Below are 15,513 nucleotides of genomic sequence, written 5' to 3' on the forward strand. Positions count from 1 at the left end.
TCTGATAGAAAGGCTTTTAGTCGGTTTGAATGACCGCTAAGGACCAAGGGGAGAGCGTGCACTCCTGTTGGTTGTCTCCAGTGAACGACGCACCCTCTGCATCGCTGGTTAACACCCTCTGCCAATTAGCCGCATCGAGTCGAAACGTCTGTTGTTGCTCTGCGGCATTGCACAGCAGCCAAACAGACTCGCTCAGCCTGACAGCGACCGCTTTAAACTTGATCAGGTCGGTAGCTGTATCGAGTGTCTGACCATCCGGCAAACGATAGCCTTTGACCGTCTTGGTAGCGAATAAGCCGCTTTTGCGAAGTTCAATACAGCGCTGTACAAAGCCGATCAGAGCGTCATCCCGGGCATTCCAATCCAACCAGCTCAATTCGTTATCCTGGCAGTAAGCGTTGTTGTTTCCCGCCTGACTGCGACCCAGTTCGTCGCCAGCCAATAGATGAATCGGGCCGGGTGATAGCAGCAGGCTGGCCAATAAATTGCGCTGGGTGCGGCGACGCAGCGCTGTGATCTCGACATCTGCAGTGTTGCCTTCCACGCCCCAGTTGCGGCTGAAGTTGTCACCATGACCGTCGCGATTGTCTTCGCCGTTAGCCTGGTTGTGGCGCTGTTCATAACTGACCAGATCGGCCAGCGTATAGCCGTCGTGGTAGGTGATGAGGTTGAGGCTCTGGCTGGCCCCCGCACGTGACTCACCAAAGCGCTGTGGCGAGCCCTGCAGTGCATCGATAAAGGCTGGCAACTGCTGATCATCACCGCGCCAGAATCGCCGCACGGTATCTCTATAGGCGTCGTTACATTCGATCCAGCCAGCCGGAAATTGCCCGGCCTGATAACCTTGGGGCCCTAAATCCCAGGGTTCGGCAATGAGTTTGCAGCCGGCCAGTTGCGGGTCTTGCTGCACGACTTTAAAGAAGCTTGCCTGATTGGAAAATGCCTCGGCTTCACGCCCCAGGCTGGCGGCCAGGTCAAAGCGAAAACCATCGATATGATAGTGCTGGCGCCAGTGCCGCAGGCTGTCCATGACCAGGCGCAGCGTGGCATCTTGGCCGAGATCCAGGCTGTTACCACAACCGCTATAGTCGAGATAGTTACCGCCCTGGTGCTCGGGGTGGCGATAGTAGTGGTCATTGGCGAGCGCTTTGAGATTCAGCACCGGCCCAGCCTGATTCCCTTCCGCGCTGTGGTTGTAAACCACATCGAGGATGACCTCAATGCCGGCCTGATGCAGGGCGCGCACCATGGTCTTGAATTCGGTCACGGCGTCGTCCATGGCATAGCGCGGTTCCGGCGCGAAGAAGCCAACCGGGTTGTAACCCCAGTAGTTTGTCAGGCCCAGGTCAACCAGACGTTGTTCGGTCATAAAGGCGAAGCAGGGCATCAGTTGAACGGCGGTCACACCCAGTGATGTTAAATAATCCAGACTCGCCGGATGGGCGATGCCCAGATAGCGGCCGCGCAGGGCATCTGGAATATCCGGGTGACGCTGGGTAAAGCCTTTGACGTGCAGCTCGTAGATCAGCGTTTGTGACCAGGGTGTTGGTGGGAGTTGGCTGTCTTGCCAGTCGAAGTTGTCCGGGCCTGGCGTCAATGCCTTGGGCAGAAAGGGTGCGCTGTCGGTGTTGGGGTTCGTGGCGTAGAAGCTGGGGTGTGATGTCACCGACTCCGTCAATGCCTGCGCATAAGGGTCGATCAACAGCTTAGCCGGGTTGAACCATAAACCCTGTTCCGGTTGCCACTGTCCATCTGCACGAAAGCCATAGCGCTGACCGGCCGGTAGATCGACAACGAGTCCATGCCAGATAGCACCGCTGCGTTCGCTCAGTTCCAACTGCTGTTCCGCGCCGTTTTCATCGAACAGACAAAGCCAAAGACGCGTCGCCTTGGGGCTGTAGACCGCGAAATTAGTGCCTTCCGGTTGCCGGCTTACACCCAGAGGGTAAGGTCTGCCGGCCAGACATCTAAGCTCAGATTGCATCGTTGTGTCGCTTGATAAAGAGCGCGGCTAAGGGAGGCAATGACAACAGCAGACTTTGCGACTGGTTGTCACAGGTTACTTCGTCACTGTCGAGCCAGACGCCGCTGTCGAAATCGCTGCCGCCATAGAAACGTGAGTCGGTGTTTAACAGAATGTCATAGCGTCCAGCCGCAGCGACACCCAGTCGATAATCGAGCTGAGGTTCGGTTTGGGTATTGAGCACGATCAGTATTTGTTCATCACTGTCGGGATCGCAGCGCCACAGACTGAAGACGCTCTGCTCTGCATTGTTGTTGCGCAACCAGGTAAAACCTTCGGGCCGGCTGTCGCCACGATGCAGCGCAGTTTGCTCGCTATAAAGCCGATTCAAATCGCGTATCAGCGCATGAATACCGCCGTGGTGAGGGTCTTTTAACAGCGTCCAGTCCAGCTCCTGCACTTCGCTCCATTCGCGTCGTTGCGCCAACTCGTTGCCCATAAAATTGAGTTTCTTACCCGGATGGGCGTATTGCCAGGCGAAACAGAGCCGAAGGTTGGCGCGTTGTTGCCAGTCATCGCCGGGCTGGCGCGTCAGGATAGTGCCTTTGCCGTGCACCACCTCGTCGTGGGACAGCGGCAACACAAAGTGTTCAGCAAAGGCATAGTTCAGGGTGTGGCTCAGTTGCTGGGCATGACCGGGACGTTCATTCGGGCGATGTTGGAAATAATCGAGGCTGTCGTGCATCCAGCCCAGGTTCCATTTGAAATCAAAGCCCAGCCCGCCTTGATCGACCGGGCGGGTAACACCGTCAAAACTGGTCGATTCCTCGGCAATGCAAAAGGCGCGCGGGCAGTGTTCAGCGATGGCGCGGTTCAACTGGCGTAGCACTTCAATCGCTTCGTAGTTGTGATGGCCGCCATCGACATTCGGCGTCCACTCGCCGGGGCCGCGTGAATAATCGAGATAGAGCATGGAGGCCACTGCATCAACGCGCAGCGCATCGATATGAAACACGTCCAGCCAGTACAGCGCCGAGGCAATCAGAAAGTCGCGCACTTCCGGTTTGGCAAAATCGTAGATGTAGGTTTGCCAGTCCGGATGCCAGCCGCGCTGTGGATCGGCGTCTTCATAGAGTGGGCTGCCATCGAAGTGGGCCAGACCATGTTCATCCGCCGGGAAATGCGCCGGCACCCAATCGAGGATGACACCGAGCCCGGCCTGATGGCATTGATCGACCAGGTATTTGAAATCGTCCGGAGTGCCGTAGCGGCTGGTCGGTGCAAACAACCCCAGTGGTTGATAACCCCAACTGCCGTCATAGGGGTGCTCCATCAACGGCAGGAATTCGAGATGGGTAAAACCCAGATCGAGCACGTAGGGAATGAGTTGGTCAGCCAGTTGGCGGTAATTGAGCGGCTCACCGCCAGGGCGTTTCCAGGAGCCGGCGTGAACTTCATAGATGCTCAGCGGTGCTGTAGTTGGATGAGTGAGTGAGCCTTTACACCAGTGTGAATCCTGCCATTGGTATTGGCTGTGATCGGTGACGACGGAATTGAATTGCGGGAACTGCCGGGCCTGAAAACCGACGGGGTCGGCCTTATGCGGCAGGCGTTTGCCCTGGGCGTCGCTCAGCGCGAATTTGTAGTCGTCGCCGCTGACCAGACCCGGAATAAAAAGCCGCCAGATGCCATCATCATGGCGTTGCATCGGGTGGCGGCGCTCATCCCAGTCATTAAAGTGACCGATCACACTGACGCTGCTGGCCGCCGGTGCCCAGAGCGCAAAGCGCACGCCTTCCACCGACTGTTGTCCAATTTCCGCTCGGCAACATTGCGCGCCCAGATTGCGGTCGATGCGCAGTGGATCGGCATCGAAGTCGCTCTGGCTGCGCTGGGCAAACTGGTATGGATCGAAGGCGGTCCAGCCGTGGCCATCCTGACCTTCAATCTGCAGTCGATAGGGTTGCTGCAAAGCTTCCGCTAACGGCAGTTCAAACAGTCCATCGGGATGCACTGGGGTCATCAGCCCGAGTGAGCGCTGACTGTCGAACGGCAGCACCTCGATGCGTTTTGCCTTTGGTTGATAGACGCGCAGGCAAGCACCGTCCGCAGTCTGTTGCGGACCCAGATAGGTAAAAGGATTGGCTTCGAGAGCTTGGCTGAGCCGTGTGGCCAGCGCCTGTCGATCGATGTCCATGACAAGGCCGAGATGGTTAGCAGTCAGGCTTCAGTCTAACTGCTAACGAAGGCCGGTGCGCGCTTGGTGCGCACCGGCGAGGGAGTTGCTTAGTTTAGCCGCGCAGGGCGGCGATGCGATCGTCCAGGCTGGGGTGGGAGGCAAACAGTTCGCGCGCTTTACCTTTAATACCAAAGGCAACCAGTTGGCCGTCCAGTTCTGAATCATGACTGCCTTTCAGACGTTGCAAGGCGGCAATCATTTTCGGCGCACCGACCAGTTTGGCTGAGCCGGCATCGGCGCGGAATTCGCGCTGGCGCGAGAACCACATGGCAATGATGCTGGCCAGTACACCAAAGACCATTTCCAACACCATGGTGACGCCAAAATAAGCCAGATAGCTGCCCTGATTGTTGCCGCCGCGTACCAGCAGCTGAGCAATGAGTCGGGCAAAGAAGATCACAAAGGTGTTCAACACGCCCTGCACCAACGCCATAGTGACCATGTCGCCATTGGCGATGTGGGAGATTTCGTGCGCCAACACTGCTTCGGCTTCGTCTTGACTCATCGACCGCAACAGACCCACCGAAACCGCCACCATGGAATTATCCCGATTGGCGCCGGTGGCAAAGGCATTGACGTCCGTTGACGGGAAAACCGCCACTTCCGGCATACCAATGTTCGCCTGCTTGGCCAGGCGCTCGACGGTGGTCATCAACCAGCGCTCAGCATCGTTGCTGGGACGTTCGATGACCTTGGCGCCAGTAGCGCGCTTGGCCATCCACTTGGATAACTGCAGTGAAATAAAGCTGCCGCCCATGCCGAAGACGAAGGCGATGACCAGCAGGCCGGTTGTGTTACCAGCCTGGATGCCGAGAATCGGCAGCAGGATATTCAGGAAGACACCCAGAACCAGGACGATGGCCAGGTTGGTGCCCAAAAATAACAGTGTTCGGAACATAATCGACCCTCTGTCGGTTATCGTCCGAACATTATGGGGACAGCCCGATGTCAGGCAAGTGACTCCGGTCAGACCGAGTGCCAAGGAATTGCAAAGGCCGGGGTATTAACTGGCTTTGCTGTCAGTGGCGCTGTTGACGCTACTGTTGAGGCTAAAGTCGCGTGGATCGAGGCCATGCTTTTTGAACAGCTTGTACAGATCGGTCCGGTTACGGCCGATCAAATCCGCTGCCCAGCTGACTTTGCCTTCGGTCATGCGCAGGGCACGAATCAGATACTGGCGTTCAAACTGATCGCGCGCTTCGGTCAGCGTCGGCCAATGATGACTTTGATCGGCCAGGGCCTGGTCTACCAGCGCCGGCGCAATAACCGGGCTCGGACTCAGCGCGACGCATTGCTCAATCACATTAACCAGCTGGCGCACATTGCCCGGCCATTGGGCGGTCATCAGTCGTTCCAGGGCTGCATCGGAAAAGGCGCGAACATCGGCCTGGTGGCGTTCGCTGGCCTGACGCAGCAGATGACGCGCCAGCAGCGGGATGTCTTCGGCGCGCTCGCGCAGCGTTGGCAGATGCAACTCCACCACTTTCAGCCGGTAGTACAGATCTTCGCGAAACTGACCTTCGGCCATGGCTTCGGGCAGATTGCGATGAGTGGCTGAGAGCACCCGTACATCCACTGCAATGGTCTGGCTGCTGCCGACCGGGCGAATCTGGCGTTCTTGCAGTACGCGCAACAATTTAACCTGTAACGGCAGCGGCATATCGCCGATCTCATCGAGAAACAGAGTGCCGCCGTCGGCAGCGCGAAACAGGCCGTCCTGCTCGCGCACGGCGCCGGTGAAAGCGCCCTTGGTGTGGCCAAAGAGTTCGGACTCGAGCAGATGCTCCGGTAAGGCACCACAGTTGATGGCGATAAAAGGCTGGTCAGCGCGGCGGCTGGCGCGGTGAATGGCCTGGGCCAGCACTTCCTTGCCAGTGCCGCTGGCGCCGGAGATCAGTATGCTGACATCGCTCAGTGCCACCTGGCCGGCCTGGGCCAATAAATTTTCCATGACATCGCTGCGACTGAGCAGGTCGCGACGCCAGTCGGCCTGACGTTGATCGGCGCCCTGTGCCAGCGCTTTTTCCAATAATTCGCGCAGTTCCGCGTGGTCCAGGGGTTTGGTCAGAAAACCCAGAACACCGCGCTGCGTAGCTTCGACGGCTTCGGGAATGGAGCCATGGGCGGTCATCAGAATGACCGGTAAGTCCGGGTGGCGCTGACTGATCCAGTCGAACAATTCCAGACCATCTTCGCCGGGCATGCGCAGATCGCTCAGTACCAGTTGAAAGCGTTGCTGATCGAGCGACTGGCGGGCGGCGGCGCTGCTGTCCACAGCGGTAACCGCATAGCCTTCGTTATCGAGCCGGATGGCCAGCAGTCGCAGCAGACTGTCGTCGTCATCGACCAGCAGCAGACGGGGGCGAGTTTGGGTATCAACGGTCATCGGCCTCTCCTGCATCCGGGGTTCGCGGTACGCTGAGTTCTTCTTGGCGCAGCTGTGATTCGATCGCCGTCAGGGCTTCGATCTGGCGTTCCTTCTCCGCCAGATCCGCTTCCAGTTGCAGCATCCGCCGTTCACTGGCCTGGCGTTGGCGCCGGCTGAGGTCGCGCTCCAGCAGGGCGTCGTTAAATTGCAGTGTCTGATCGAAAACCGGCTGCACTGACGCCGGCAGGTACGGCTGTTGACGTTCTAAGGTCTGCTGGCCGAGACGGCGCAGCGCTTCGGGCATATCGGCGCGGCTGGTGACCAGGGCCGCGATCAGTTCGGCGCTGGCCGGCTCGGTGACGTCATAATGCTGCAAGGCGCGCCACTGCTGCATCTGTGGTCCGCTGGCCAGCTCCAGCTGAATGTTCAGCCAGCCCTGGCGGGCGTTCTGATTGTCCTCCAACTCCGGCACCTGAGTCGGCGCAATGCATTGCTCGGTGTCACCATCGACCGATGCCGTGCTCGGGTTCAGCGCGAAGGATTGGCAGCCAGCCAGTACCACCACTAAGGGCGTACAGCGGAAAAAAAGCTTCATAAAAAGGTGTCCTTTAACGGCAATTGTACGCGCACGCAAACATCGAAATCCGGCAGGTCAACAAAGTGTGCCTGGCCACCGAGCAACCGGGCACAGTCGCTGACCACCGACAAGCCCAGGCCAGTGCCACGAAGCGCATCCAGCCGTGGCGCCTGGCCGCGCTGGAAGGGCGCAAAGAGGCTGTCGCCCTGGTCTGCCGGGATGGCCGGACCGGTGTTGGCGACGTCCAGTTGCAGGTTGTCTTGCTGTTGACTCAGGGCGATGCGCACCCGGCCATTCTGGTAACCGTAGGCCTGGGCGTTGTTGAGCAGGTTGTCGAGAATGCGTTGAAACAGACGCGGGTCGGTGTCGAGCGAGGTCATAGCACAGTCAATTTCCACGCTGAAGTTACGCTGTCGCAGTGCCAGGCCATGTTGCTGCACGGTGATGTTGATCAGATCGCTGGGGTTGATGCGTTGCGGGTCGACCTCGCTTTGTTGCAGCAGTTGGTTGTAATCCAGTAATTGGTCGGTGAGTTGCGCCAGCCGTTCGGTGCTGCGGGTGAGCAGCGTCAGTACTTCGCGCTGGCTTTGGTTGAGTGGACCAGCGATGCCATCGGCCAGTAACGCACAGCCTTCTTTCATGCTCGCCAGTGGCGTTTTCAGTTCGTGCGAGGCGTGCCGCAACAGCGCCAGGCGCAGCGACTCGAGTTGCTCCAGCCGGCCCGATAACCAGTGCAACCGCTCGCCCAGCTCGTTCAGTTCACGCGGACCATTAACCTGGGCTGGCAAGGTCTTGTTGGTTTGGTTCTGACCGATGGTGCGGATCATCCGATCCAGTCGCTGAATGGGCGTGGCAATGCGCCGGCTGGCCCAGAACACCAGCACCAGCGTCACCAGTACCAGCAGCACCGTCTGGACGCTGAGCCAGTATTGGCGCTGATTAACGTAATCCTGCTGTTGCGCCAGGCGCTGATTCAGGCGCTGCCAGACACTGTGATTTAACTGCCGCTGATGCAATCGCAGCGTGCGTAACGCCTCGTTGAGCTCAATGCCGTTTAAGCTGTCGAAATTTTCGCCCAGATCACTCAGCACCTGTTGCTGCTCGGCGCAGACCGGCGGTGGTTTCACCTGAGCGGTGCTGAAACAGAGCGTGCTTAGCGCTTGGGAATAATCCTGCAGCTGGCTGGCTGCGGTTTGGTGGGCGGCGTCGGTGCGCAGAATATCGTATTGGCGCAGGGCGCGTTCTATATCGACGACCAGACTGTCGAGGCCTTCGATCTGCCGGGCATTGCGCACCGCATCCTGAGCTTCGCGAACGGCCAGATCGTTGATGCCGTTCAAGGCGGCGTGCGCTTGCCACAGCAAGACCGCTAGCGGAATTAATGCGATAGCAAAGCTGGTCAGCACCCATTGGCGCAATGAGGCCGGGCGTAACAGCTTGTTGAGTGTTTGACGGAACCGGGTCCGCTGCACGGCCTTTCCTTTGTTGAACATGAGTCCGCTGATAACAAAAAAACCGGCGCCAGGCGCCGGTAAAGTGACCGTTAGAGGACGGTCTGTGGGTGTGGCCGACCTGCTAAAGGCCGGCCAGACGCATTAGGACGCGCCTTGGCCTTCCATGCCAGTACCGCTTTCCATGCCGCTGTTCAGTTCCAGCTCTTCAAATTCGGCCAGGGTCAGATCACCAGAACCGTCTTCGTCGAGCGTTTCGAACTCTTCGGTCAGCGTCATGCTGGCGGACGCTTCTTCCATGGAAATCACGCTGTCGCTGTTGGCATCGAACTGTTCGAACAGCGCTTCGTGATCTTGCGTTTGGCTGGTAGCCGCCAACTGGTCGGCCAGAGCACCGGTGGTAGTGAACGCTATCAGAGTAGTGGTAATTGCGATTGCAGTTTTCATGGCGTTTACTCCTGACTGTGGTTTAGATCAAAGTTTTGATATCGCCCAGGTCGCTGTCCGCCTGGGTTAATTGGACTATTTCAAGTGGCGTGCCAAGTCAGAAAAAACGTTTAAAAACAATAAGATAGGGTTTTTTAGTGGTTGAAGGGGCGATGCTTGGCAGGGGGAAAGCGTCGGCGATTGGCGACGCTATAGCAGGGGATTTTAAGAAAAGTCTTATAAATCAATAAGTTAAGGTGTCGCCAAATGGCGACACCTGCTTTAGGTCCGGAACCGCTGGGTTTGTTGATCCAGTTCTTCCAGGCGTTTTGAGACATCCTCAACCTGAGCCCGAACCCGCTTCAGCGCCTGGTTGTCGTTGCGCAGATGGCTGGCCACGCTTTCCATATCGCGGCTGATGCCCGACGCTGCCTTGTCGACTTCTTCGATGGCATGCGCCATCTGATCGGCCGCTGCGACGCCTTGCTGGGCGTCGTTCTCAATCGCCTGCATCGCCTGAACAGCGTCGGCGCTGTTTTTCTCAACCGCCTCGAGATGATGACGACCACTGTCGGTCACTTCCACCGCCTGGCGGGTAAAGCCCTGGATGTCGCTGACGATGGCGTCAATGCGCGAGGTGGCATCGACGGTTTGTTCCGCCAGTTTGCGGACTTCGTCGGCTACCACCGAAAAACCGCGACCGGCATCACCGGCGCGAGCCGATTCGATGGCGGCGTTCAAGGCCAGCAAATTGGTCTGCTCGGCCAGGCCATTGATCATTTCGACGATGTTATCGATATCGGTCGAGCGGTCATTCAACTCGTTCAGTTTGACGTCGATCTGCGCCACCATCTGGCTGGTCTCGGCCAGACTGCTAACCGCCTGATGCAGAATCTGGCTGCCGGTTTTGGCTGATTGCTGAGTCTGCCGTACCTGCTCAGACAGGGTCCGGGTGGTTTCGGCCACGTCCGACAGCGTCGCGGAAATTTCTTCGGTGCTGGCGGCGACACTTTGGCCCTGATCGTTGATCTGTTCGTTGCTGCGCTCAAGGCTGCGGGTTTCACCGATCAGCTCCTGCATCATCTGCGTTGAACTGCGGGCTGAGGTCGACACCGCCTGAACCAGCGCGCCCAGACCTTCGGTACTGGCGTTGACCTGGCCGCTGAGCTGATCGAACTCGTCGTTGCGCTTTTGATTAACGCTCAGACGCGCGCTGAGATCACCCTCTTTGACCTTGTTGAGATCGCTGATGATGCGCTTCAGTGTCTGGCTGACGTTGCGGGTGATACCGAAGACGATGGCCAGCATAAACAGGCCGATGCCCAGGCTGACCAGCGCCAGCAGCGTCCGGGCGCGGGTGGCGCTGGAGTCGGCGTAGGTCTGCGCCTGGCTGATGCGTTGATCCAGTTCGGTACGCACCTGCAACTGTTGGGCATCCATGGCATCCAGTGCCGCGCTCATCGCGGCCTGATTGTCTTCGAGCTGGCTGCTGCCCTGGCGATGTTCGCCGAGGATTTCGCGGTAGCTATTGTTCTGCTCGGTGAAGCGTTCAGCCAGGCCATAGTCGCTGAGAAAGCTGATGTAGGTTTCGAAGGTTGTCTGTAGCTGTTCGAAGCTTTGCGCCGATGGTCGGGACAGATAGATCACTTCCTGGTTGCGGATCTGCTCAATCTGCTCCTGCACGAAGGAAAGAAAGCCGACATCTTCGCTGATCTGATTACCCTTTTCGCGCACCTGGGCGTTAAAGCCGCTTTCCAGCGTCAAACCCAGCCAATGCGCCTGTTCTATGTAGGCAGCGGTGGCTTGAAGGTAATTGCGGTATTGGTTCAAAAAGCCGGGCAGACCGGTGCTGCTGCCAGCGTCGAGGTTTTCTGCATCGAGCCGCTCAAGTGCCGCCTGCAGATCTTCCTGTACCGCCGTGATGTTGTCGTCGTTGAGTCGGAAGACGCTGATTCTCAGGCGCAAGGCTTCGAGAGTGTAAGCATCCAATCGAGTCGATTGTTGATTGAGTTGCTCAAGTTGATCAGTGGAACCCTGTTGCTGATTGAGCCCTTGCAACGCCACCACATATAGAATGGCAAGCCCCAGCAATGCGCTGACAACAAGCAGCATGAGCTTCATGCGAAAACTGAGATTCTTTATCATTGTTTTATATCCGCCGTCGAACTACAGACCCGCGCATAAGACACAGCGGGTAAATCAGTTTAGCGGCGGGAGAAAGGCTTTATTGAACGTTGTTTTGGAACGCTAGGGCCCACCAGGGCAACATTGCTCAGGCTGAACAGTGTTGCCCGGTGGCTGTGATCAGCTCGGCAGGCGTTCGTATTCGTGCGCGCCGAAGAAGTTCCGTTGACCCTGGATCAGGTTGGCCGGCAGACGGGCGCTGCGTACGCCATCGAAATAGGCGAGCGCATTGGACAGTGCCGGCGTCGGCACGCCGCCTTCAATGGCGCGGGCCAGCAAGCGACGCAGCGCGCTTTCACAACCATTCAGCTCGGTACGATAGAAGTCGCTGAGCATCAGGTTGTCGAGCTTTGGCTGCTGCTCAAACACTTTCTGAATCGGATCCAGCGCCTTGGCGCGGATAATACAACCGGCCTTCCACACCTGGGCGATGTTGGCCATGTTCAGCTTCCAGTTGTATTCACGTGCTGCCTCAGACAACAGCGAGAAACCCTGAGCGTAAGCGATCAGCTTGGCGGCATAGAGCGCCGCTTCGGCGTCGTCGACCAGACCGTCATAGCCGGCCAAAGTCTGCTTGGGCTGATAGAAATCGTGCAACTGCTGGCGTTCATCCCAGCGTGAAGACAGCGCGCGGGCATACACCGCTTCGGTGGTGATCGAGCCAGGAACGCCCAGCTCCAGCGCCTGAATGGCGGTCCATTTGCCGGTGCCTTTCTGGCCGGCTTTATCCCAGATGTTATCGACCCAGTCGCTGCCGTCGTCGTCTTTGATGCGCAGCACTTCGGCGGTGATCTCCACCAGATAGGACGATAAACGGCCTTGGTTCCAGTCGTCGAATTTGCTGGCGATGGCGGCGTTGTCGAGGCCGGTGGCGCTGAGCAGGTGGTAGATTTCGGCAATCATCTGCATATCGCCGTATTCGATGCCGTTATGCACCATCTTCACAAAGTGGCCGGAGCCGCCGTCGCCCATCCATTCACAGCAGGGCTCGCCGGCGTCGGTCTTGGCGCTGATGCCTTGCAGGATCGGCTTCAGCGCCGGCCAGGCGGATTCGTCGCCACCGGGCATCATTGACGGGCCGAAACGGGCGCCGTCCTGGCCGCCGGAAATGCCACAGCCGACAAAGTGAATGCCTTTGGGCGTCAGCGCGTCGCTGCGGCGTTGGGAATCGGTAAACAGGGAGTTGCCGCCATCGATCAGGATGTCGCCGTCGTCGAGCAATGGCTGCAGTTCATCGATGACCGCGTCGACCGGGCTGCCGGCTTTGACCATCAAAATAATTTTACGGGGTTTGGCCAGCGCATCGACAAAGCCTTGCAGCGAGTCGGTGCCAACCAAATTGTCATGTGCGCTTTGTTTGACGAAATCGTCGGTGACTGAGCTCGTTCGGTTGTAGACGGCCACCTTGTTGTCATGATCCAGCAGGTTAAGAACCAGGTTTTGACCCATTACCGCCAGGCCGATCAGACCGATATTGCAGTCACCGCTCATGCGCTACTCCTCGCCAGAATTTATAGCTGTTGTCTTGGGGATCCGGTGTGCATCAATAAGGGCAAAACTGACAAATGCAATTATTGACTGTGGCCGGATATCGACGGTCAGAAAAAGGAAAACCGGCACGTCTGAAGCACGCGCCGGTCGGGCAGTCGTCAGCCGCTGCCGAGGAAGAAAATACTGAAAATACTCAACGCCAGAGAGATCAAACCAACCGACAGTTCAATCAGTGCAACCACGCTGCGGTCAGAACTGGCTGGCCGGCTGACACGCTGGGTGCGGGTGCCATCGATTTTTTTAGCGCTGTTCTTAGCCGCCGGTTTAGACGTCTTGCTGGGTTTGGACGTCGATGACCGCTTAATCCGAAACGCTGCCAGGAAGGTGGTGCGCAATGGCTGGGACGCCAAAAAGCCGATGCCGGAAACGATCAGGATATAGATCAGCATATCCAGCAATTGCGGCGGTTCGGCCCAGAAGCGGGACCCATAAAGCGGATACAGCACCGCCGCGCTGATCAAGGTACCAATCAGGGTACTGAACAGCGGATAGACAATTTTGATCAGGCGTTGAATCAGCCCCATCAAGATGGGCAGACCGATCAACACCACTGCCCAGTGAGCGTAGGAATTAAACTGGATAAAAATGAACAGGGTATCCTGCAGATAGAAAGTACCGGCACTGGTACCCAGGGCAAAAACCAGTGCACCCACCAGGACATTCAGAGTTTTGGAAAAGCGAGTGTTCTTGTAAATCATCATCCCTCCGGGGAAATCTCACCATAACTGTATTAGTCGGCAGATTGTGTGAGCGACCAATACACTTCAGCGATGAAGAGCATTCCGCGGTACATCGTGAAAGCAGGCTGGATAGTTATCCATCAAGGCTGTCTTAGCACCAGGCATCCGCACCGCACCCAATACCGATTCACAAAACTGCAACCGGGAACCGGGTTGAACAGGCTGAATACAGCCGCTGGGCGGCTATTCGAAAACTGTGGCGTAAAAAATAGCCACGGTCCCAGAGTTTATAAAGTGTGATGCAGTCGTGATCAAGTGAAAACCCATGGAATCAACAGCTTGGCAGCTTTTAATCACGGATTTCCCAGCCAGAAACTGCCGAACCAAAGCCACAGGGGTAAGGACACAAAGCCGAGCAAGGATTGCACGGTGATGATGTTGGCCATTAAACGGGTATCGCCGCCAAGCTGGCGCGCCAGAATAAAGGCCGATGACGCCGTCGGCAGCGCCGCCAGCAACAGCAAAACCTGCAGCGCCATGGTCGGCAGCGCAAACCAGTGACCAAAGCTCAGCATCAACACCGGCAGGGCGATGAACTTGAACAGGCTGGAGATGACTATTGCGCCGACATCGCCTCCGAGCGAGCGCGGCGTCAGCGCCACCCCGACCGCGAGCAGACCTAAGGGCAAGGCCGTCGCGCCGATCAACGCCAGCGTCGGGGCACTCCAGCCGGGTAAGCCAATGCCGAGGGTGTTCAGCCCCAAGCCCAGCAGACAGGCCAGAATCAGTGGATTGGTGGCTAATTGCTTCGCCACCCGGCCGGCACTGATATCGGCCTGACTGCCAGCGATGGCAAAGGCCAGAATGCACAGCACATTGATCAGCGGAATCATCACGCCCACGGCCATTGCCGCCCACACCAGGCCGGCGTCACCAAACAGAGCACTGGCCGCTGCCAGACCGATATAGGTATTGAAGCGGATGCCGCCCTGGAACACCGAGGTGACCGCTGCCCCATCTTTGGCCAGCCAGGGGCTGAGCAACCCGATCAGCACGCTCAAACTCAGCAAGCTGGCGCTGATCACCAAGGCCAGCTGGCTCAGACCGGCGGCGGAAAAATCCGCCTGCGCCAGGCGGTGTACTAATAACGCGGGGAAGGCCAGGTAATAGGTGAGCCGTTCAATGCCGGGCCAGATGTCGGCCCCGGGGAAATTCAGCCGCCCCAGCAGGGCGCCAATCAGGATCAATAAGAAAACCGGTCCGAGGGCGTCGGCGATCATGATGTCAGCTTCCGGGCACAAAGCGCATCAGTGTAGGCGGCGAGCGAAGGCCGATAAACTCTTGAATATTACCCGGATTAAATTAAAATAAATTAATTCTGGGTATAAATGAGGCGGTTATGGAACTGATCATCTTTCATGGCAATGACAAGGTGGCGTTGGGCGCGCCCGCAGACGCGCTTTCTTCAGCACGACGCTATCTCGCCGCCCAGCCCTGTGTCGGTGGCGATCTGCTGGTGCTGGAGCGGCGCAGTGCCCGCCTGGTGGAAATTGATTTCAGCCAGGACGACGGCGTCATCCTGAAAATGCTGGCGCTGCAATACGGTCTGTCCGAGCCTGGCGCCAAACGGTCGCGCGGTCGCCCCAAGCTCGGGGTGCAGTCGCGTGAGGTGTCTTTGCTGCCGCGTCACTGGCAGTGGCTGAATGCTCAGCCGGGTGGTGCCTCGGCGGCGCTGCGGCGTCTGGTCGAGGCGGCGCGGCGATCGCCGGAACTGGTGTTGGAGGAAGCGCGCCAGGCGGTTGATCGGTTGCTGCAAACGCTGGCTGGTGATCTGCCGCAATATGAGGAAGTGTTGCGGCAGTTTTATCGCCGCGAGCACCAGCGCATGTTCGAGTTGATGGCGGACTGGCCTTCAGCCATTGTCGAGCACGTCACTGAGTTGGTGGCTCAGGTACAACAGGCGGAACAGGCATTGCCGGTGGCTGCGCAATAAAGGCCACCGGTCTTGTTCCGGGTATTGTTCAGAAAGCACGAAGGTCTCGGTCAGTCTTTTCCGATTGTGGCGCCACTGGGG

The 15,513-nt window shown here is 57.9% G+C and carries 12 protein-coding genes; 1 reads left to right on the plus strand and 11 read right to left on the minus strand.

All coding sequences use genetic code 11. From position 1 onward, the window contains the following. Positions 1–16: 16 nt before the first annotated feature. From glgX to ACXAE6_RS08445, 11 genes are all read right to left on the minus strand, one after another. A complete protein-coding gene (gene glgX, locus ACXAE6_RS08395) occupies positions 17–1,984 on the minus strand; it encodes a glycogen debranching protein GlgX (RefSeq protein WP_475146505.1) in 1,968 nt (655 codons plus the stop codon). Then, entirely contained in the window at positions 1,974–4,160 is a 2,187-nt protein-coding gene (gene glgB, locus ACXAE6_RS08400) for a 1,4-alpha-glucan branching protein GlgB (RefSeq protein ID WP_475146506.1), read from the minus strand. Before glgB ends, glgX begins: the two co-directional genes overlap by 11 nt. A gap of 94 nt (positions 4,161–4,254) precedes the next feature. Then, positions 4,255–5,100 carry a protease HtpX gene (gene htpX, locus ACXAE6_RS08405; RefSeq protein WP_475146507.1) on the minus strand — a complete coding sequence of 282 codons (846 nt, stop codon included), beginning with the start codon at positions 5,098–5,100 and terminating at the stop codon, positions 4,255–4,257. A gap of 105 nt (positions 5,101–5,205) precedes the next feature. Next, positions 5,206–6,588, minus strand: coding sequence for a sigma 54-interacting transcriptional regulator (locus ACXAE6_RS08410; RefSeq protein ID WP_475146508.1), 1,383 nt, complete (start codon positions 6,586–6,588; stop codon positions 5,206–5,208). Further along, complete coding sequence (locus tag ACXAE6_RS08415) at positions 6,578–7,165, minus strand: hypothetical protein (RefSeq protein ID WP_475146509.1); 588 nt, start codon at positions 7,163–7,165, stop codon at positions 6,578–6,580. Before ACXAE6_RS08415 ends, ACXAE6_RS08410 begins: the two co-directional genes overlap by 11 nt. Continuing rightward, positions 7,162–8,619, minus strand: a complete 1,458-nt coding sequence (locus ACXAE6_RS08420; RefSeq protein WP_475146510.1) for a sensor histidine kinase — start codon at positions 8,617–8,619, stop codon at positions 7,162–7,164. The genes ACXAE6_RS08415 and ACXAE6_RS08420 overlap by 4 nt, the downstream gene beginning before the upstream one ends. 123 nt (positions 8,620–8,742) lie before the next feature. Next, positions 8,743–9,045 (minus strand): EF-hand domain-containing protein, encoded by a 303-nt coding sequence (locus ACXAE6_RS08425; RefSeq protein ID WP_475146511.1) that lies wholly within the window; start codon positions 9,043–9,045, stop codon positions 8,743–8,745. A 261-nt stretch (positions 9,046–9,306) separates the two neighbouring features. Next, positions 9,307–11,169, minus strand: a complete 1,863-nt coding sequence (locus tag ACXAE6_RS08430; protein ID WP_475146512.1) for a methyl-accepting chemotaxis protein — start codon at positions 11,167–11,169, stop codon at positions 9,307–9,309. Positions 11,170–11,328: 159 nt separating this feature from the next. After that, the gene (gene gnd, locus ACXAE6_RS08435; RefSeq protein WP_475146513.1) at positions 11,329–12,699 is read right to left on the minus strand and encodes a decarboxylating NADP(+)-dependent phosphogluconate dehydrogenase; all 1,371 of its coding nucleotides are present in this window, start codon (positions 12,697–12,699) and stop codon (positions 11,329–11,331) included. A gap of 158 nt (positions 12,700–12,857) precedes the next feature. Further along, on the minus strand, positions 12,858–13,457 hold the full coding sequence (locus ACXAE6_RS08440; RefSeq protein ID WP_475146514.1) for a hypothetical protein: 600 nt from the start codon (positions 13,455–13,457) through the stop codon (positions 12,858–12,860). Positions 13,458–13,792: 335 nt separating this feature from the next. Then, positions 13,793–14,719 (minus strand): AEC family transporter, encoded by a 927-nt coding sequence (locus ACXAE6_RS08445; RefSeq protein ID WP_475146515.1) that lies wholly within the window; start codon positions 14,717–14,719, stop codon positions 13,793–13,795. 119 nt (positions 14,720–14,838) lie between these two features. Here ACXAE6_RS08445 and ACXAE6_RS08450 point away from each other — a divergent pair, with 119 nt between their 5' ends. Further along, positions 14,839–15,432: a DUF2239 family protein gene (locus ACXAE6_RS08450; protein ID WP_475146516.1), complete on the plus strand. Its 594-nt coding sequence runs from the start codon at positions 14,839–14,841 to the stop codon at positions 15,430–15,432. Positions 15,433–15,513: the final 81 nt, after the last annotated feature.

Source organism: Saccharospirillum sp. ABV4_185 (assembly GCF_056159245.1).